The sequence below is a fragment of the Geothrix sp. 21YS21S-4 genome, assembly GCF_030845995.1.
In the GTDB taxonomy this organism is placed as follows: domain Bacteria; phylum Acidobacteriota; class Holophagae; order Holophagales; family Holophagaceae; genus Geothrix.
On the sequence record NZ_CP132719.1, the window covers coordinates 1,675,541 to 1,694,999 of the forward strand.

Sequence of the window (19,459 nt, forward strand, 5' to 3'; positions counted from 1 at the left end):
GGCGGATATCAAGCCGGAGGTAATTTTTTTCAGTTTCTTTAAAAGCAATCCTACCGCTTGGGATACGTCGGAATCGCCGGGAAACTCGGCGTCGGGTTCTCCTTCAACTGCTTCAACAGGGTTTCGATTCCCGTTTCCAGCTGCCGATCCTGCCCCTTCATCAGGCTGGCCGGATCGTTCTCCACGAGGAGGTCGGGGTCGGCGCCGTGGTTTTCCACCCACCACTGGCCTTCCTTGCCGTAGAAGCCGTTGTTGCTCTGCTCGACGCGGCCACCGTCCAGGGTGAACTGGGTGTTGATGATGCCAACGAGGCCGCCCCAGCTGGGGACGCCCACGATGGTGCCGAGGTTGCGGGCCTTGACGTGCATGAGGAAGGCCTCGCCGTCGCTGCCGTTCTGCTCGTTGGTGAGGAAGACGTAGCGGCCATCGGAGGCGGTGCCGGGGTAGCGGAAGGGGCCCATGCCACGCAGCACGTTGAAGCCCGCCTGCTTGCGCTCCAGCTTGTCGATCATGAAGTACTCGGTCCACCCGCCGCCGTTGCCGCGCACGTCGACCACGATGCCTTTCTTGTAGCGGAACGCGCGCCAGTACTTGTCGAACTGGCCGATGTTCTGGTCGCCCATGGCGGTGATGTGCATGTAACCGAGCTGGCCGTGGGAGGCCTTGTCCACAGCGGCGACGTTGTCCGCCACCCAGCGCTCGTAGCGCAGGCTCGAATCGCTGACGACGGGCTCCACCTCCACCGTCCGCGCCCCTTCCATCGTGGGCTTCGCGTTCACGGTGAGCGTCACCTTCTGGCCTTTGATCACCTGGAGGCGCGCGCTCACGGCTTCCGGCGCCTTCAGCGGCTTCCCGTCGATGGCGAGGAGATACTCGCCTTCCTTCACTTTGGGACCACCGTCGGCGAGGGGCGCCTTGAGGTCCCGCGCCAAGGCTGTGGGACCGTACACCCGGGCGAAGCGGTAGACGCCGTTCTCGGCGCGGAAATCAGCCCCCAGAAGACCGGTGTACACCGGACTGGGCGCCGGCCGGGCGGGCCCGAAATCGCCGCCGGATACGTAGGTGTGGCTCACGTTCAGCTCCCCCACCATCTGGCTCAGCAGCCAGTTCAGTTCCTGGCGCGAATTCAGCTCGGGCAGCCACGCGCGGAATTTGGCGCCGATGGCCTCCCAGTCGTTGCCGTTCATGGTGGGGGACCAGAAGAAGTCCCGATACCACCGCCAGGTGTCCTCGAAAATCTGCTTCCACTCCGCCCGGGGATCGGCGGTCAGGGTCATGCGTTCCAGGTCGAGCTTTTCCGGCAGCGCTTTGGACGCGAACACCGCCGCGGCTTCGCCCGCGTGGAAATCCGGCCCCTTGCGGAGAAGCAGCCGCTTCCCGTCGGCGTCGAAGGTCCAGTCGCTGACGGGCTCCGCCAGCACCGCTTCCGGGTTCTTCTTGGCGGAAACGTCGTAGAGGTGCACCTTCCACTTGGCGGCGCCCCGGGGCGCGTAGAACTCCTCCACCACGCTGTCGTCCCAGCCTTCGGTCTCGTCCCAACCGACCATCCCCCGGCCGGCTTTGAGGTGGAAGTAGTTCCCGGCCTTCACGGGCAGCGGCGCGATGCGGTCGGACAGGCCCGCCACGTCGATGCGGAAGGGCGCCGACGCCTTGTCATCGCCCGCCTTCAGCTTCACGGCCATGACCTGGACGGGCGTGGGCTGGATATGGTTGTCCTGGCTGGGGTCCAGCCGCGTCTGGAAATTGCTGTAGCTGAGGAAGTAGAGCGTGCTTCCGTCCAGGTCGAAGCGGGGATCGACGCAGTCGTAGAACCCATCCGTCAGGGCAACCTTCTGCTTGGTGGCGAGATTGAAGAGGACGATGCGGCCGTTGCGGCTGGGCTCCACCAGGGAATAGGCCACCCACTGCGAATCCGGCGACCAGGCGTAGTCGCTCACCTCCCAGGTGAACTGGTCGTTCTTGAGGTCGTGGAACTCGTCCACCTTCGTCAGTTTCTTGGTGGCGAGGTCCAGGACGTGGATGGCGAAGCTCTTGTCGCCGAACAGGAGTTTCGTCCCGTCCGGGCTCCACTCCAGGTGGTAGAGCGCGGTCTTGAGGCCCGTGGGAATGCGCTCCGCGGAACCGCCCTCGGCGGGCTGAACGTAGAGGTCGTATTCCCCGCTGGCGTCGCTGAAGTAGGCCACGCGCTTGCCGTCGGGCGATAGGCGGGAGAAGCGCTCGCGGGTTCCCGGCGTCTGCGTGAGATTCTTCGCGGGCTTGGAGGCGTCCGTCGGCAGAAGGAAGACCTCGCCCCGGGCCTCGAAGACCGCGGTGCCGCCCACCAGGCTCATGGACTGGATCCAGTCCTTGGGATTGAGGGGGCGCGGCGCGGCCTTCCACCCGTCGCTGGCCGCGGTGACGGGCACGGGGCGCACCGATTTCGTGGCGAGATCCAGGGCCTGGAGCCGGCCCCCCTGGACGAAGACCACGGTCCGCCCGTCCGTGCTGGGCTGCTGGATGTCGAAGTCCTTCAAGTCCGTGAGCTGCTCCACGGCCCTGGTGGCGGGGTCCACGGCATAGAGGTTGGTGATGCCGCCGGCCCCGCGGTCGGACTCGAAGACCACCTTGTCCCCCGCCCAGATGGGGGCGCCGTTGCGGCCCACGTAGTCCGTGAGCTTCGTGAAGCCGCCGGTCTTCAGGTCCGCCAGCCACAGGTCCTGATGGCGGCCGCCCTTGTAGCGCTTCCAGTAGTACTCCACCACGCCCTTGGTGCTATAGGCCAGGCGCTGGCCGTCGGGCGCGAGGGTGCCCTGCACGCCCCGGGGCACGGCCAGGGCTTCGGGCTCGTGGCCGTCCAGATCCACGGTGAACAGCCGTTCGACGGGACGGAAATCGTAGCCGCCGAGGGACTTGAACACGATCTTGCGGCTGTCCGGGCTCCAGCCCTGCACCGTGACCGAACCGGTCCAGGTAAGACGCTTCGGCGCGCCGCCCTCCGCGGGCATGACGTAGGCCTCGGTGGCGCCGCCGTACTGAGCGCTGAAAGCGATCCACTTGCCGTCGGGGCTGAAGCGGGCCGCGGTTTCCAGCCCGGGATGGGTGGTGAGGCGCCGAGCGGGACCGCCCTTGAGGGAGCCCAGCCAGAGGTCGTCCTCCCACGTGAACACCACGCGATCGCCGTTCACATCGGGCGAGCTGACGAAGCGTGGAGCGCGGTCCTGGGCCACCAGAGCGAAGGCCACGAACGCGAGGGCGGAGGCGCGGAAGGTCGACATCAAAGACTCCGGAGAGGGTGCGTCATCATACCTCGTGTAACGAGGAACAAAAAGCCAAGCAACCGCGAAAGGCGCGAATGGACGCGAAAAAGGCAAATACAGGCTCTTCTTTCGCGAATTTTCGCGCCTTTCGCGGTTCCTAGAAGAGCTTCCCGACGAGCGCCGCGAGGGCGGTTTCGGTGCGGAGGATGCGGGGGCCGAGGTCCAGGGGGCGCAGGCCCGCTTCCAGGAGGCTTTTGATCTCGGCGTCGATCCAGCCGCCTTCGGGGCCGATGGCCAGGGTGACGGGCCCGGTCAAGGGGCCGGGCACGGAGCCGCCTCCGCCGGGATGCGCCAGCAGGGCCGTTCCCCCGTCGAGGAGGCCGGGCAGCTCGTCCTCCACGAAGGGGCGGAACAGCCGCGCCAGGCGCAGCTCCGGCAGGGCGGTGTCTTTGGCCTGCTCCAGGCCCAGGATCAGCTGCTCGCACAGGTTCTCGGGCTTCATCCGGGGGCTGGCCCAGTAGGCCTTCTCCACCTTCCAGGCATTGAGCAGGACGATGCGGGCCGCGCCCAGGCTGGCGGCAGCGGCGACCACGCGGTTCAGCACCTTCGGGCGCGGCACGGCGATCACCAGCGTCAACGGCAGCTTCGGGGGCGGCTCGCGGTCCAGCTCCAGCGCGAGTTCCAGGGCCTCGTCATTCAGGTGCACCACCCTGCCCTGGCCCATCCTCCCGCCGAGGACTCCCACCGCCAAGTCATTCCCCGCCTTCGCGCGGTGGACGTCCCGCACGTGCCGCAGCCGGCGGCCCGCCAGGCGCGCGCGATCCGGAGCGATCAGATCCTCGGGCAGCAGCAGGACCAGGTTCAAGGGCGCGGCTTCCGCTTGGACTTCACGCGGAAGGCCACCGCCACGGCCTTGGCCATCCACGGGGCGAGCTGATCCGGATCCTCCAGCACCTCCGCCGGCAGCTCGTAGTACTGCATGGGCTTGGCGGGATCGCCGAAGGGCAGGAAGGGTCCCATGCCCGCCGCCTCGAAGTCCGGACGGTTGGTGTCGTCCACTTTGAAGTAGAGCGTGTCGCCGGCCGCCAGGGCGAAGGCCCGGCCCTCCACGAAAAAGGTCAGCCCGCCGAACATGGGCCGCGTGGTGACGGGGCGGACCTGGCCCAACTGCTCCAGGAGGTATGTGCGGAAGCTCACGGAAACGGCCATGGGGACCATGCTACCTTCCCGAGGACCCGCCGGCGCGCCCGGCCTTTTTGACAGGAACCGCCATGCGGATCGAGACCCTCGACGACCTGCTCCGCGCCGTGAAGGATCGCCCCCGCAAGCGCCTGGCGGTGGCCTGGGCCAACGACGCCCACACCCTGGAGGCGGTGAACGCGGCGGTGGAGGCGGGGCTGGTGGAGGCCATCCTGGTGGGCGATCAGGCCGTCATGGAGAAGGTCTGCGCCGAACTCGGCCTTCCGACGGAGCGCTTCCGGATGGTCCATGTTCCCGTCGATACGGAAGCGGCGACCCGCGCCGTGGCGCTGATCCATTCGGGCGAGGCGGACTTGCTAATGAAGGGCCTCCTGAGCACGGACAAGTACATGAGGGCCATCCTGAACAAGGAACAGGGCCTGCTTCCGCCCGGCGCCATCCTCAGCCACGTGACGGTGATGGAGCACCCGGGCCACGCCAAGCTGCTCATCGCCGGGGACGTGGCGGTGATCCCGGAGCCCGAGCTCAAGGAGAAGGTCGCCATCCTGGGCTACCTCGTCCGGACCGCGAAGGCCCTGGGCATCGCCACGCCCAAGGTGGCCGTCCTGTCCGCCACGGAGCAGGTGCAGCCCAAGTTGCGCTCCAGCGCCGAAGCGGCCCTCATCTCGAAGATGGCGGAGCGCGGCCAGATCACCGGCGCGCTGGTGGACGGCCCCATGGCCCTGGACGGCGCCATCGACCCCGAGGCCGCCCGAATCAAGGGCATGGGCGGGCCCGTCGCCGGCGACGCGGATTGCCTCCTCTTCCCCAACCTGGATTCGGGCAACACCTTCTACAAGGCCGGCACCAAGCTCGGCGGCGCCGAGATCGCGGCCGTCGTCGCTGGCGCCAAGGTCCCCTGCGTCCTCAGCAGCCGCGGCGACACCGCCAAGACCAAGCTCAGCTCCATCGCCCTGGCAGCCCTGCTGGCCTGAGGAGGCCCCATGAAGCCCCTCGACGCTGCCGCCGTGGACGCCGCCATCACGGGCCGAAGGTCGATCCGCGCCTTCCTGCCCACGCCGGTTCCCAAAGCTGTGGTGGAAGAGATCCTGGAAGTCGCCTCGCGGGCGCCCTCCGGCACGAACATCCAGCCCTGGCAGGTCCACGTCCTGATGGGAGCCACTCGACAGCGGTTGTCCGATCGGATCCTCGCGATCTACGCCGATCCCGCCCAGCTCGCGCAGCACGAGCGGGAGTACGACTACTACCCCAAGGAATGGACCTCCCCCTACCTCGACCGCCGCCGGAAGGTGGGCTGGGACCTGTACGGCCTCCTCGGCATCGAGAAGACGGACAAGGCCCGGATGCACGACCAGCACGGGCGAAACTACCGCTTCTTCGACGCGCCGGTGGGCCTGATCTTCACCATCGACCGGAGCCTCGCCCTGGGAAGCTGGCTCGATTACGGCATGTTCCTCCAGAACATCATGGTGGCGGCCCGCGCCCGAGGCCTCGACACCTGCCCCCAGGCGGCCTTCACCCAGTTCCACCGCGTCATCGCCGAGGAACTGGCCCTGGCGCCGAACCAGATGGTGGTCTGCGGTATGGCCCTGGGCCACGCCGACTCCGACGCCGTCGAGAACACCCTTGTCACCGAACGCGCGCCCATCTCGGAATTCGCGCGGTTTCATGGAGAATGAAGACTGAAAAGCTGTAACCGCAGATGGCACAGATGACGCAGAAGCGGCTCCGGGTCTGGAGATTCACACGGGTTCCAGATCGGTACCCATCTGCGCTATCTGCGTAATCTGCGGTTTCAACTTTTCTTCTTCCGCCTGGTCCGCGTGAGCGAGTTCGCGGGGTTTTACGGGGATTGAAGGTGAGAAGAGGATTTTAAAAGCGGAGGGGAGCAGAGGAAAAACGGAGGAAAGCAGAGAAAGATCTTTTTCCGCGCTCCTCCGCTTTACCTCAGTTCTCCTCCGCTTTTAGCCTTCTTGCGGCGGATAGTCCTGCGCGGTCTCGCGGCCGGAGAGGACGCGCAGCGCGCCCTTCGCGAGGGCGGCCATTTCGTTCTCGCCGGGGTACACCTGCACTTCGCAGCCCAGGGCGGCCGTGAGGCGGCGCAGCTCGGCCACCAGCTTGGACGAGCGGGCCATCCCCCCGGTGAGCAGGACGGCGTCCACGGGCTCGCCGTCGAAGGCGGGGAGCAGGGCCGTGATGCCCTTGGCGACCTGGTAGGCCAGGGCCTCCCACACCAGCGTGGCTTCGGGGTCGCCGGCGTCCACGCGGCGCTCCACCTCGCGCATGTCGGCGGTACCCAACAGATCGATGATCCCGCCGCGGCCCTTGTTCAGCAGCTTCAACTCGCCCTTGGTGTACTTGCCGGAGAAGCACAGGTCGATGAGCTGGCCCGCGGGCAGCGTGCCGCTGCGCTGGGGGGAGAACGGCCCTTCGCCATCCAGGCCGTTGTTCACGTCGATGTAGCGGCCCTTGCGGTGGGCACCCACCGTGATCCCGCCGCCCATGTGGGCCACGATGACATTGATCCGCTCGTAGAAAGTCTCGCGCCCCTCGGCGTAGCGCCGGGCCGTGGCGATCTGGTTGAGGGCGTGGCTGACCACCCGGCGGGGCAGTTCTTTCAGGCCCGAGACCTTCACCTTGGGATCGGTCTCGTCCACCACGACGGGATCCACGATGTAGGCGGGCTTGCCCGTCCCCGCCATCAGCTCGGCGGCAATGAGGGCGCCCAGGTTGGAGGCGTGCTCGCCCCGGGCGCCGGCCTTCAGATCCGCCAGCATGGCCGGTCCGACGTTCCAGGTGCCGTGGGGGATCGGGCGCAGCAGTCCGCCGCGGCCCGCGACGGCGTCGAGGTCGCCCAGGCCCAGGCCGCGGTCCGCCAGGAAGCCCAGGATCGCGTCCTTGCGGAAGGCGAACTGATCGGTGATGGGCCGCCCCTCGAAGGCTTTCAGCTCCTCGGCGGGGTGCTGAATCTCGTCGGTGAACCGCTCCTCGTCGCCTTCGTAGACGGAGGTCTTGGTGGAGGTGGAACCCGGGTTCAGCACCAGCACCCGGTGGCGGCGGAAGAAGGTGTCCTTCGGCGTGCGCTGCCACTCGCCGTAGGCGTGCAGCCGCATGACGGAGGCCTTCACCGCCAGGCGGATGTCCTCCGGCGTGCAGTCCATGGGCAGGTCCACGCCCTGGAACCACAGGCCGAACATCACCGGGAACTTCTTCGCGTCGGGGAAGCGGGTGGCATAGAGGTGGTACAGCAGGTTCCCCATGTCGAGGTTGGGGCAGACGATGACGTTGGGACCGCCTTCCCAGGGGAGCCCCTCCGCCTGGTAGAGGTCCGCGGAGCGGCGCGACAGGGCGACGCTCACCTTCACCTCGCCGCGGATCTGGATGCTGGCGTAGCGCGGGCTGTGGGCCACGCGCTCGGCCAGGATCCCGGGCACCAGGTCCGCCGCCTGGCGCACCAGTTCCGGGGAGGGGCCCTCGTCGCTGCCGCGGTTGGAGTAGGACACCATGGCGCAGCGGATCTCGGGCAGCACGTCCTCCGGGATCAGATCGCGGGCCACGGCGCAGGTGCCCACCGCCACTTCCGCCAGGGTCTGGGGCGTCATGCTGGCGTTGACGCCGACATCCCCGAACACCACGATGTTGTGGGCGTAGACCTCCTGCGGATGGTCGTCGGGCAGGACGAACACGCCGGCCTCGCAAGCGACGCTGCGCTGCGCGAGCAGATCCACCATGGGGCGGAAGAATGCCTTGGGCTCGTGGATGGCGCCGCCCACCACCATGTCGGCGTGCCCCCGCTTCACGGCCCAGATCCCGAACCGGCCGGGCTCGGAGACCAGCGCCCGCGCCTCGTCCAGGCTCAGGGCCCGATCGTGCTCCTCGCCGAAGGCGACGCAGGCCGCGGCGAATTCCTCCACCAGGTCGGGCCGCGACGCGGGGTCCACGAACGCGCTTTCGGAGAGGGTGTAGGCCAGCCGATCCTCGCCCAGGTGAGCCAAGTCCTTCACGGCCACGGCCCGCACCTCGGCTTCGGGCGCGAGGAAGACCGGACGGATGAACCGCCCCAGGAAGCACGCGGCTTCGATCGTGCGGGGATCCAGGGCTTCGGGGAACACCACCGTGGGGCGGTTCCGGGGCGCGGCCAGGAGACGGCTGTCGAGGGACGCTTCGATGTCAAACATGGGGCTCCAGGGGCTGGACAGGCCTACCAGCGGCGAGTCTATCAGGCGCTGAATTCCATTTTGCCGACTCGCCGGTCACATTCACCGGCCGCCCGCCTCAGCGGTCTGCGGCGCGGGCGGACTCCACCCAGATCACCTCGCAGGAACCGTCTCCGGTATCCGTTCGCGTCAGGCTGCTGATCCAGTGCCACCCGTCCCGGCCGTCCGCGCGGACCAATTGCCCCCGGAGCGTCACCACCTGCCCGGTCCGCACGGCGAGAAGCCGCTTCGCCACCACGTCCGTGGCGGGAATCAGGTGCATGTTGGCGCTGTGGGAGCTGACCTGGTCCTCGGAAAGGGGCAGATCTGTGGAACTCCAGAAGTACCAGCGGCCGTCCTGCCGGATCCGGATCGCGTCCAGCACCCGCGAATCCGACATGGGACCCCAGCCGAGGGCGAAGTCCACCGGCGACAGTTCCGCCGCCCGGTCGAACCGGTAACGCTCGGTTCCCAGCACCCGGGCCCGGATCTCGAACCGCGCCAGGGGCGTCATCGTGTGGTTCCGGAACGTCCACGGGGCGGCGGGATCCGGCGACGTCTGGAGAGGTTCCTCCGGCGCGAGCACGCCCGGCGGCTGAGAGACGGGGCGGTTCCATGCCCATGCGACGCCCGCAAGGCCGAGGAGCGCCGCCACCGCGAGCCCGCCTCGCCGCGCCCTGAGCCAATCCCGCCATTCGTCCATGTTCCAGGTTAGCCCGGGAACGGTGACGGCCGTCACGGCGGCGGGAGGTCGCACGCCTATGTTTCACGCTCTTATATGGCTCTTTCCTCGCAGGATTCCAGCCGCCCGCTTCCCCCGAAGCCGGGGCGCGGAACCGCGAAGGGCCTCCGGAACCCGGGCGAGAGGGCGCGCCGGGGCGGTCCCCCTCTCCCCTTCCCTCCTCTGGAGTCCTTATGGACCTCACCTGGTTCGCCGGCCACCCCGGCCTGAGCCTCCTCGTCCTCGTCGGCGGGGCCTTCGTACTGCTGCTTCTCGGCAAGTGGATCCGCTACATCCCCAACAACCGCGTGGGCATCGTGGAAAAGCTGATCAGCGGCAAGGGGTCGGTCAAGACCGGCCTCATCGCGCTGGCCGGCGAGGCGGGCTTCCAGCCCCAGCTGCTGCGCGGCGGCTGGCACCTGCTCGCCCCCTTCCAGTACCGCATCCACAAGATGCCCCTGGTCACCATTCCCCAGGGCAAGATCGGCTACGTGTTCGCCCGGGACGGCCAGGATCTGCCCTCCACCCAGGCCTTGGCCAGCAACGCCCGCGGCGCCGATTTCCAGGATCTGATCGCCTTCCTCCAGAACGGCGGGCAGAAGGGACCGCAGCGCCAGATCCTGCGTGAAGGCATCTACGCCATCAACCTGGCCCAGTTCGTGGTGCTCACCGAGGACCAGCTCTACTACCTGCCGCTCGACCGCAGCGAGCTGGAGACGTTCCAGAAGATGAGCGCCATCATCGCCGAGCGCGCCGGCTGGCGCCCCGTCATCATCCGCGGGACCGACGACGCCGTGGGCATCGTGACCGTCCACGACGGCCCCTCCCTCGCCAGCGGCGAGATCATCGCCTCCACCGTGGGCGAGGATCCGCACCAGGTCGCGACCTACCACAACAACTTCCAGGACGCCGACAAGTTCCTCGTGGCCGGAGGCCAGCGCGGACGCCAGTACCAGGTGCTGGTGGAGGGCACGTACTACATCAACCGCCTGTTCGCGACCGTGGAGCTGATCCCCAAAACCGTGGTCGAGGTCGGCACCGTGGGCGTGGTGGTCAGCTACACCGGCGCCGTGGGCGCAGACATCAGCGGACAGGAGTACCGCCACGGCGAGCTGGTGGCCAAGGGCAGCCGCGGCGTGTGGAGCGAGCCCCTGCTGCCCGGCAAGTACGCCTTCAACACCTACGCCGGGAAAGTGCTGATGGTCCCCACGACCAACTTCATCCTCAAGTGGAGCAAGGGCGAGGTGGGCAGCCACAAGTTCGACGAGAACCTGGCGGAAGTCAGCCTCATCACCAAGGACGCCTTCGAACCCAGCCTGCCGCTCTCCGTGGTGGTGCACATCGACTACCGGAAGGCGCCCCTCGTTATTCAGCGCTTCGGCGACATCAAGAAGCTGGTGGAGCAGACCCTCGATCCCATGGTCAGCGCCTATTTCAAGAACATCGGCCAGACCCGCACCCTCATCCAGCTCATCCAGGACCGCAGCGCCATCCAGGAGCAGAGCGGCGTCCAGATGAAGGAGAAGTTCGCCCAGTACAACCTCGAGCTGCAGGAGGTGCTGATCGGCACGCCCAGCAGCGGCAGCCAGGGCGGCCAGATCGAGCAGATCCTCATCCAGCTCCGCAGCCGCCAGATCGCCGACGAGCAGGTGGAGACCTACGGCCGCCAGCAGAACGCCGCCGCCAAGGAGCGGGAGCTGCGCGAGGCCGAAGCCAAGGCCAAGCAGCAGACCGCGCTGACCGAATCGGCCATCAGCATCGAGGTGCAGAGCAACCAGGGCAAGGCCGACTACGCCAAGGCCCAGCAGCAGGCGGCGCAGATCCAGACGCTCGCGGGCGCCGAGGCGGAGAAGGTGCGACTCATGGGCGAAGGCGAAGCCAAGCGCATCAAGGTCATGGCCGAAGCCCAGGCCGAGCAGGCCGCCCGCGTGGGCATCGCCCAGGCCATGGCCATCGAGGAGCAGGTCCGCGCCTACGGCGGCCCCCAGTTCCAGCTCGTCCAGCAGGTCATGAACCGCTTCGCCGAAGCCATCGAGAAGTCCCAGGTGGACGTCGTGCCGAAGATCCACATGGGCGGCGGCGACAAGGGCGGCGGCAGCCTCATCGAGAGCCTGCTGGGCCTGCTGCTCAGCGAGAAGGCCGGCCAACTGGCCGGCGTCGTCCCGGGCGCCCCCAACCCCGAGGCCGAAGCCCTCAAGGCGGTGCTGCGGCAGAATCTGGGGAAGTAGGCCCTCCAGCGCGAGCCGACGGAAAGGGGCGGCCAAGCCGCCCCTTTCCAATGCTAGGTTGGGAGGAAATGCCTGTTTCCGGATGCCCCATGATTCCCCTGTTTCTCGCTTTCCCTGCCGCCCTGATCCAGTCCCCAGGCCTTCCCAGCGACATTCTGCCTCCTGCGGCGAATGCGCTGATCAAGGCCCAGGATTGGCCCGGGTTCGCGGACTGGTTCGAGACCGTGCCGCCCGCCACGCGGGGCGCGCATTACGAATTGTGGATCCAGAGCCTCAACCGCAGCCGGCGTTGGGAGCGTCTCCTGACCGTCTGCGACGCCCTGCTGCCGCAGATCGAAGCCAAGACCGGCCCCCGCCTGTCCACCTGCCGCCTCTGCCGGGCCCAGGCCCTGACCCAGTTGCAGCGCCACGGCGAAGCGGCGGCGGCCCACGCCGAGAACGGGCGGCTGGGCTATCCCGACGGCCTCCCCAACGCCTGCGCCGAGGCACGGCTGGCCCAGGACTGGCCGGCCCTTCTGGCCCACGCCGAGGCCCTGCTCTCCTCGCGCCCCGACGATGCCCAGGGCCTCGCCGGCAAAGGAGAGGCTTTGGCCCGCATGGACCGCTTCACGGAGGCGGAACCCCTCCTCAACGCCGCCGTAGCGAAGGACGGAAGCATCGCCTACGCCTGGAACAACCTCGGCCGCTGCCTCAACGAACGGAAGGCTTGGCCCGAGGCCATTGCCGCCTTGGATCGGGCGCTCGCCCTGGAGCCGGGCCAGGTGGAGGCCCTCTTCAACCGCGGGCGGGCCCGTTTCGAGCTGAAGCGCTACGCCGAAAGCCGCGATGATTTCCGGGCGGCCCTGGCGCTGCGCCCGGGCGATCCGGTCCTTGCGGAGAACCTCCGCCAGGCTGAGCGCTACGCCGCCCTACCCTCTCCCGCCAAGCGGAAGTGAGGACGGAACCGTGATTTCCCGCGCCCTCCCCGCCTTCCTTTTCGCGGCATTCCAGGTCGGGGGCAAACCCGTTCCTTCCGCCCCGCCCGCGCCGTTCACCCTCATGCAGGCCTGGGCCGGCCCCGACGCGGCTGGACTCGGCTTCACCCTGGACCAAACGCAGGCCTTTCTCCGGGCCCGCTCTGCGGACATCCGCGCCGGGCGGTCGGCTCCCTGGTCCGATTGGCTGAAGAAGCTCGAAGGCGCCCACAACCCCAGCCTGCGGGCCTGGGCCCTCGCCCGGCGCGTCGAAGCGGGCGACTACGCCCCCTACCTCGCCTTCCAGGAAGCGCTCACGGAGCACCTGCTCGGAATCTCCAAGCCCGGCAGCGGACGCGCCGACCGCATCCTCTTCGAGCCGCCCAGGGACCTCGGGCTGCCGGACATGCCCGAGGCCTTTCGCCTCGACCACGCCAGCCCGTTCTGGACCTCCCTCCGCAACACTCTCCTGGCGGCGCCGGACCGCGGGATAGACGCAGGCATCTACGCCATCTGGTGCTACGGAACGCATCCGGACCAGAAGGACTTGATCTTGGATCTCGCCCGGCACGTGGACACGCCCATCACCATCCGAAACCAGACGTCGGATCCCTGGAACGATCCGCGGTTCTGGATCGTCCTGGACTGGACGCTGGTGTGGAGCACCCGGAAGGACCGGGCGGAGATCCAGGAAGCCCTTGCCAAGGGGCCCGCAAGAACCGCCTTCGACCGGATGGTCCGGCTTGCGGAGAAAGTCCCAGCCTTCTTCCCGGAACCCCTCGAAAAACCTCCCACCGCCCCGACCCCGCCCGGCGACGGCTCGATGGCGAAGCCCTCCCTTCCGCCGGTGGATTTCGACTTCATCCAGGTCCGCGTCAAGCGGCAGCCCGCGGCCCCCGGGTATCCCGACGAGGCCAAGCAACGGCGGATGATGACCAACCTGGTGCTGGAGATCGTGGTCGATCCCGAAGGAAATCCGGTCTCCTGCCGCCCTCTGCCCGGCCCGTGGCTGGCGTTTTTCGCCGCCTCAGGCGCCGCTTACGGCATGGAGTGGCGCTTCCATCCCGAGAAGCTGAACGGGGTCGGGCTATACGCCAAATTCCGCCTCACCATGCCCTTCCGCCTGCGGAACTGACTCAGCCCGTACACTGGATCCATGTCCGACGCGCTCCTCCACGACCTCCTCGACGGCTGCCGCCGCCTCCACGCGGGCGGGCTGCTGGCGGCTTCGGACGGCAACCTGTCGGTGCGCCTGCCCAACGGCCTGATCGCCATGACGCCCAGCGGCGTGCCTAAGGCCAAAGTCCGGCTGGAGGATCTCGCCCACCTCACGCTGGAGGGCGACATCTTGTCGGGCAGGCCGAGCAGCGAGCGGGCCATGCACCTGGCCATCTACCGCGCGGTGCCCGAGGCCCGGGCAGTCGTCCACGCCCATCCGCCCACGGCCATCGCCTGGTCCCTGGCGCGGCCGGAACTGGCGGAACTGCCCTCGGACGGGCTGCCCGAGGTGATCCTCGCCGCGGGCCGCATTCCCATCGTGCCCATGGCCGTTCCCGGCACGGAGGCCATGGGCGCGAACCTGCTTCCCTTCCTGCCCGCCCACCGCCTGATGATCCTCGCCCGCCACGGCGGCCTCTGCTGGGGCGAGCACCTCGATGAAACCGTGGGCGGGCTGGAGCGGCTGGAACAGGTCGCCGAGATCCTGTGGAAGGCCGAAGCCCTCGGCGGCGCCAAGCCGCTGTCCGCGGCCGATCTGGAGGAACTGCGAGCCCTGAGAGCCAGGATCGGACCAAAAATCATCTGAATGAGAACCGCAGATGACACAGATGCTCCTGCCTCAACCTTTGTTCTTCATCTGCGCAATCTGCGACATCTGCGGTCAGAAACCAAAGGCTTTCCATGCACCCCTTCGAATCCCTGGGACTGAAACACGATGGCCGTAAGCTCTGGGTCTTGGACCAGACGCAGCTCCCCGACGCGGAGGTGTGGCTGGACGGAAGCGAGCCCGAGGCCATGGTCGCCCTCATCAAGCGCCTGGCCGTCCGGGGCGCGCCGCTCATCGGCGTGGCGGCGGCGGCGAGCCTGGCGACCTTCGCGCACCGCGGGGCCTCCGCCACCGAGTACGCCGCCGCCTGCGCGAGCCTCCGGGCAGCGCGGCCCACCGCCGTGAACCTGATGTGGGCCATGGACCGGATGAAGGACGCCGCCGATCCCGTGGCCGAAGCCCGGGCCATCTTCGAGGAGGACGTGCGCCTGTGCGAAGGCATGGCGATGCACGGCGCGGCCCTCCTCCAGGACGGCGAGGGCCTCCTCACCCACTGCAACACCGGCGGCCTCGCCACCGCGGGCATCGGGACGGCCCTGGGCGTCATCCGCCGCGCCCACGAGCAGGGCAAGCGCATCCACGTCTACGCGGACGAAACCCGCCCCCTGCTTCAGGGCGGCCGCCTCACGGCCTGGGAGCTGTGGAAGCTGGGCATCCCCTCGACCCTGATCACCGACAGCATGGCCGCCCTGCTGCTGCGGGACGGCAAGATCCAGCGGGTGCTGGTGGGCTCGGACCGCGTAGCCGCCAACGGCGATTTCGCCAACAAGGTGGGAACCTACGGCCTGGCCGTTCAGGCCCGGTTCCACAGCGTGCCCTTCCACCCCGTGGCCCCCTTTTCCACCGTGGACCTCGCCTGCGCCGACGGCGCCGCCATCCCCATCGAGGAACGCGATCCCGCCGAGGTTCGCGGCTACGGCCCCTGGCGCTGGGCGCCTGAAGCCATGCCCGCGTGGAACCCCAGCTTCGACGTCACGCCGGCCGACCTCGTCACCAGCCTGGTCCTGGATCGAGGCGTCTATTCCCGCGCCGACCTCCAGCGCGGCGTCCTGGCCGAGGTGGTGGGGAAAGAAAAGAGCGAATAAAGCTGAGGAAAACGGAAAACGAAGGAGGAAAACGGAGAACGATCTTTATCTCTTTCTCTGTTTTCCTCCCTCCTTCCGCTGCCCTCCGCTTTGAAAATCACCGTTTCCCAGAAAACGAACGCTTCAGTGTCCGCGCCCACTCAGCGCCTGGAGCCCCACGCCCATGACGATCACCGCGAGCGCCACCCAGCGCATGGGCGTCATGGCCTCGCCGAGGAAGGCGCGGGCCATGAGCGCGTTGGCGAGAAAGCCCAGGGCGAGGAAGGGATAGGCGTAATTCACCTGCACCAGGGACAGCGCGCCGAGCCACACCACCACACTCACCGCGTAGCAGGCGAGCCCCGCCAGCACCCAGGGTTCGACCATCAGCCTCAGGAGCGGTCCCGCCGCGAGCTGCATGCCCCCGGCGGCCTGAAGCCCCTTCTTCAGGCAGATCTGGGCGGCGGCATTGAGCAGCACGCCCAGGACGATGAGGGGGATGGCTTTGACATTGGGGCTCATGGGGCCTCGGCAAGGGAGAAGGCGGCGCTCACGGTTTCCGCCTCAGCAGCAGGATCTCACCGCCGCCCGTGGGCACGGCGAGGAGGATCTCGAAGCGGGCGCGGAGGGCAGGGCTCATGCCCCACGCGTTCTGTTCCCACTCGCCGCGCTGGGCCACCAGCCGGGCTTCGGGATCCAGGCGCTCCAGGGCCGCGGCCGTCCGCAGCTCCGGCATCAGGTGGTCCGTGTAGACCATGACGCCGCTGCGGATGGTCTGCCAGTAGAAGACCTGCCGCCCGGCGATCAACGGCTGGACAGCGGCTGTCCAGCGCCGGTAGCTCTTGGCGGGGTCCAGCAGGCGGAAACCCCAGGTACCTCCGACGAGGTAGATGAGGCCCAATCCCAGCGCCACCGCTGGAACCAAAGCAGCGGCCTTCTTCCTCCAGGCGGCCCATCCCGTGGCGATCGCGACGGCGAGAAGCCCGATGGCCATGAGTCGCACCGCGCCCAGGAAGGGCGCGAGCTGCGCCTGGAGTTTCGCCCCTCCGGCCCCGAGGCCCGCCGCACAGAGGATCCCGGCCGGAAGGACCAGAGCGATGGCCAGCACCAGGCCCAGCCGCCGCGCGCGCGCACCGTCCATCCTCCGGATCAGGTCGCCCAGGAGCAGCGCCAGGAAGGGATAGCTCATCAAGAGGTACTTGCCCTGCTTGCTCTGGACGGCGCTGAGGAAGATGAACGGCACGGCGAAGGCCAGCAGGAGGAAGCGCTTCGCGGGATCGGCCAGCGCCCGCTCCCGTCGCAGGTGCAGGATCAGGGCGGGCAGAAGCAGCACCCAAGGGAAGAAATCTCCCAGCAGGTATTCGCCGTACTTCCACCAGGGCTGGATGTGGTCCCAGGCCTTCGTGGCCCGCTCGAAATTCTGGAACACGATCAGTTCGTAGGCGTAGTGCGCCCCGCCCTTCAGCCCCGCGGCCACGTACCACGGCGCCACCAGCAGGGCTGTGATGCCCAGTCCGGCGAGAATGCGCGCCCGGCGGAGGACGGCGAAATCCCGCTGCCAGACCAGGAATGCGGCCAGCACCAGCACCGACAGGACGGGCGCGAGCGGGCCCTTGGCGAGGAAGGCCAGGGCCAGCCAGAAGTAGGCCTTCAGGAACCAGCGCCGGTGCTCTCCAGGCACCTGCTCCGCTCCGCCGCGCAGCAGCAGGTAGCCGCCCAGCCAGCAGCACCAGCTCCAGGCGAGGAGGGCGGAAAACAGCATGTCGATCTGGATGAACTGGCTCTGCCAGAACCATAGGGGCGTGGCGGCAAGGATCAGGGCCGCGGGCTCGGCGGTGCCCGGCTCCAGGAAGCGGCCGGCCCAGCGGCGGAAGGCCGACAGGAAGGCCACCGCGGCGATCACGGAGGGCAGACGGAGGGCCCAGGCGGCGACGCCCTGGGTGAAGCCCAGGCCGCCGGTCAGGGCGTCCAGCACCACCGCGAAACCCTTCATCACCCAGTAGTAGAGGATCGGCTTCTCGCTGTAGGGCGCGCCGTTCAGCCAGGGCAGCAGCCAGTCGCCGCGCAGGCGCATCTCCTTCACGCACTGCGCGAAATCGGGTTCGTCCGGCGCCCACAGGTCCCGCATGGGCAGCACGGCGAGCAGCAGCAGCGCGAACAGGATCTCGGGCGCGTGGGCGCGAAGCCAGCTCCTCAGCGGCGTACGGAAAGGCGGGGCGATCGGCGGAACGTCCATCCCTTCATCTTCTCCGGAAAGGGGCCGCGGCCTGTCTTCAAAGTGGGTGGGAGCCGCGATGCCGCGCAGCCGCATCCAGCATAAAGCCCCTTGCGCGACCGCCCTTCACGTTGAAGACAGGCCCTAGCGTCGCCGAGCGATCACCGCCGCCGGATTGCGCGCCACTTCCTCCCAACCGGCCTTTTCCTCGGCGCCGAGCTGCTTCCACAGCGCGGTCTTGGCGAGGACGAGGACGGGCCGGGCGGGATCCTCGGCCTTCAGGCGATCCGCCACCGTTCCCAGGGCCGCGGGATCCTCCTCGAACCAGGCTCCGGGATCCGGCAGGCGGTCCCGGCCGTAGGCCAGTTCCCCTGTGCCCGCCACCACCACGGTCCGCGTGCGGGCGTAGAAGGGGAGGCCCTGGAAATAGGTCCCGTAGCTGATCCACCGGGCCTGCGGCGGCGCCTGGCGCACGAGGGTTGCGACGGACTTGCCCGGTCCCGCGGCGGCCTGCGCCCCCACGACGAGGAGCCACAGCCCCGCTCCCAGCGCCGCCATCAGGCGCGGCCCCGTGAGGCCCTTGGGACGGTGCGCCCAGGCGCCGAGGCCGATGAACGCGGCGGCCAGCGCCAGCATCCAGCCGCTTCCCGCCAGGTCCTTGCGGAAGACGACGGCGGCCAGGAGGAAGACGCCTCCCAGCAGCGCCAGTTCCTTTCCGGTGCGGCGGAGCGCGCGCAGTTCTTCGCCGTCCCGCTCGAACACGCAGGCCAGGGCGGCCAGGGGCACGAGGACCGGAAGGATGTAGGGCGGCAGTTTGGAGCCCGACAGGCTGAAGAAGGCGAGGGGCCACAGGAAGGCGACCACGAGGATCCCCACCGTCCACCGGGCCACGTGATTCTGCCCCCGCGGGCCGCGTCCGCGGAGGAACGCCCAGGACCGCTGAAGCCCCACCACCGTCGCCGACAGCCACGGCAGCAGGCCCACGCCGAGGATTCCCACGAAGTAGAGCTTGTCCAGCAGCCAGTTGTTGGAGCCCTGCCGGGAATGCTCGTGGGTGAGGAAGCGGGTGAAGTGCTCGTGGATGAAGAAGAACTGCGCATGGCCGGGATTGGCGCGATCCACCAGCCAGAACCAGGGCACTGTCGCCACCAGGTAGAGCAGCCATCCCAGCGGATCGAAGGCCGTGCGGAGGACGGCCCGGCGCAGGCCGGCGTCCTTCCACGCGAAGGGAAGCGAGAAGACCAGGATTCCGCCCATGAGGATCACCTGGGCGAGGCCCTTGGTGAGCATGGCGCCCGCCAGGAAAGTGAAGGCCGCGAGGGTCCAGGCGAGCCCGTCCCGCCCTTCCCGGCGCTGGACCACCGCTTCCACGAAGGCGGCCAGGGCGGCCACCAGGAAGGCGCTGAACAGGGCGTCCAGGGTCAGGGTCTGGCCCACCAGGAAGGCGAGCAGCCCCGTGGCCGCCATGAAGGACGCCCACAGAGGCTGGCGCGCGCCCAGGCGCTTCGCCAGCCGCCAGGCGGCCCACAGGATGAGGGCGGACGCCAGGGCCAGCGGAAGCCGGGCGGCGGCGCCGTTCACCCCGAACAGCTTCATGCTGATGGCGGACAGCCAGTACTGGAGCGGCGGCTTCTCGAAGTAGAGCACCCCGTTGAGGCGGGGCGTCAGCCAGTCGCCGGTGGCGAGCATCTCCCGGGGGATCTCGGCGTACCGCCCCTCGTCAGGCTCCCACAGGGGCCGCACCAGCAGGGGCAGCAGGCCGAGGCAGAACCACAGGGCGAGGAGCGTGTACCGTTCGCGGCGCGTCATGGCTGGAATCCC

At 68.5% G+C, this 19,459-nt stretch carries 15 protein-coding genes and 1 pseudogene; 7 read left to right on the forward strand and 9 right to left on the reverse strand.

The features are described 5' to 3' along the window. Positions 1-50 precede the first annotated feature (50 nt). The 3 genes from RAH39_RS07635 to RAH39_RS07645 form a co-directional block, all read right to left on the reverse strand. Positions 51-3,254, reverse strand: a complete 3,204-nt coding sequence (locus RAH39_RS07635; RefSeq protein ID WP_306589488.1) for a S41 family peptidase — start codon at positions 3,252-3,254, stop codon at positions 51-53. 139 nt (positions 3,255-3,393) lie between these two features. Beyond that, the gene (locus RAH39_RS07640; RefSeq protein ID WP_306589489.1) at positions 3,394-4,101 is read right to left on the reverse strand and encodes a 16S rRNA (uracil(1498)-N(3))-methyltransferase; all 708 of its coding nucleotides are present in this window, start codon (positions 4,099-4,101) and stop codon (positions 3,394-3,396) included. After that, the gene (locus RAH39_RS07645; protein ID WP_306589490.1) at positions 4,098-4,445 is read right to left on the reverse strand and encodes a TfoX/Sxy family protein; all 348 of its coding nucleotides are present in this window, start codon (positions 4,443-4,445) and stop codon (positions 4,098-4,100) included. The genes RAH39_RS07640 and RAH39_RS07645 overlap by 4 nt, the downstream gene beginning before the upstream one ends. A 62-nt stretch (positions 4,446-4,507) precedes the next feature. Here RAH39_RS07645 and RAH39_RS07650 point away from each other — a divergent pair, with 62 nt between their 5' ends. Both RAH39_RS07650 and RAH39_RS07655 read left to right on the forward strand, forming a co-directional pair. Continuing rightward, on the forward strand, positions 4,508-5,410 hold the full coding sequence (locus RAH39_RS07650; protein WP_306589491.1) for a bifunctional enoyl-CoA hydratase/phosphate acetyltransferase: 903 nt from the start codon (positions 4,508-4,510) through the stop codon (positions 5,408-5,410). Positions 5,411-5,419: 9 nt separating this feature from the next. Next, positions 5,420-6,115 carry a nitroreductase gene (locus RAH39_RS07655; protein ID WP_306589492.1) on the forward strand — a complete coding sequence of 232 codons (696 nt, stop codon included), beginning with the start codon at positions 5,420-5,422 and terminating at the stop codon, positions 6,113-6,115. 285 nt (positions 6,116-6,400) lie between these two features. Here the strand turns inward: RAH39_RS07655 and buk are convergent, their stop codons facing one another. The 3 genes and pseudogenes from buk to RAH39_RS07665 form a co-directional block, all read right to left on the reverse strand. Next, positions 6,401-7,549 carry a butyrate kinase gene (buk, locus tag RAH39_RS14075; RefSeq protein WP_373467354.1) on the reverse strand — a complete coding sequence of 383 codons (1,149 nt, stop codon included), beginning with the start codon at positions 7,547-7,549 and terminating at the stop codon, positions 6,401-6,403. A gap of 36 nt (positions 7,550-7,585) precedes the next feature. Continuing rightward, a pseudogene (locus RAH39_RS14080) lies at positions 7,586-8,614 on the reverse strand (phosphate acyltransferase); the annotation flags it as partial. A 97-nt stretch (positions 8,615-8,711) separates the two neighbouring features. Next, positions 8,712-9,389 carry a hypothetical protein gene (locus RAH39_RS07665; RefSeq protein WP_306589494.1) on the reverse strand — a complete coding sequence of 226 codons (678 nt, stop codon included), beginning with the start codon at positions 9,387-9,389 and terminating at the stop codon, positions 8,712-8,714. Between the two features lie 158 nt (positions 9,390-9,547). Here RAH39_RS07665 and RAH39_RS07670 point away from each other — a divergent pair, with 158 nt between their 5' ends. The 5 genes from RAH39_RS07670 to mtnA all read left to right on the forward strand — a co-directional run bounded on the left by RAH39_RS07670 (position 9,548) and on the right by mtnA (position 15,444). After that, entirely contained in the window at positions 9,548-11,581 is a 2,034-nt protein-coding gene (locus RAH39_RS07670; RefSeq protein WP_306589495.1) for an SPFH domain-containing protein, read from the forward strand. A gap of 89 nt (positions 11,582-11,670) precedes the next feature. Beyond that, a complete protein-coding gene (locus RAH39_RS07675; protein WP_306589496.1) occupies positions 11,671-12,516 on the forward strand; it encodes a tetratricopeptide repeat protein in 846 nt (281 codons plus the stop codon). Between the two features lie 10 nt (positions 12,517-12,526). Continuing rightward, on the forward strand, positions 12,527-13,669 hold the full coding sequence (locus RAH39_RS07680; protein ID WP_306589498.1) for an energy transducer TonB: 1,143 nt from the start codon (positions 12,527-12,529) through the stop codon (positions 13,667-13,669). Between the two features lie 21 nt (positions 13,670-13,690). After that, on the forward strand, positions 13,691-14,338 hold the full coding sequence (locus tag RAH39_RS07685) for a class II aldolase/adducin family protein (protein WP_306589499.1): 648 nt from the start codon (positions 13,691-13,693) through the stop codon (positions 14,336-14,338). Between the two features lie 95 nt (positions 14,339-14,433). Beyond that, complete coding sequence (mtnA, locus tag RAH39_RS07690) at positions 14,434-15,444, forward strand: S-methyl-5-thioribose-1-phosphate isomerase (RefSeq protein WP_306589500.1); 1,011 nt, start codon at positions 14,434-14,436, stop codon at positions 15,442-15,444. A gap of 123 nt (positions 15,445-15,567) precedes the next feature. Here mtnA and RAH39_RS07695 read toward each other — a convergent pair whose 3' ends face one another. From RAH39_RS07695 to RAH39_RS07705, 3 genes are all read right to left on the reverse strand, one after another. Continuing rightward, positions 15,568-15,945, reverse strand: coding sequence for a DMT family transporter (locus tag RAH39_RS07695; RefSeq protein WP_306589501.1), 378 nt, complete (start codon positions 15,943-15,945; stop codon positions 15,568-15,570). 28 nt (positions 15,946-15,973) lie between these two features. Continuing rightward, complete coding sequence (locus tag RAH39_RS07700) at positions 15,974-17,659, reverse strand: ArnT family glycosyltransferase (protein ID WP_306589502.1); 1,686 nt, start codon at positions 17,657-17,659, stop codon at positions 15,974-15,976. 123 nt (positions 17,660-17,782) lie between these two features. Next, on the reverse strand, positions 17,783-19,447 hold the full coding sequence (locus tag RAH39_RS07705; RefSeq protein WP_306589503.1) for a phospholipid carrier-dependent glycosyltransferase: 1,665 nt from the start codon (positions 19,445-19,447) through the stop codon (positions 17,783-17,785). Positions 19,448-19,459 lie beyond the last annotated feature (12 nt).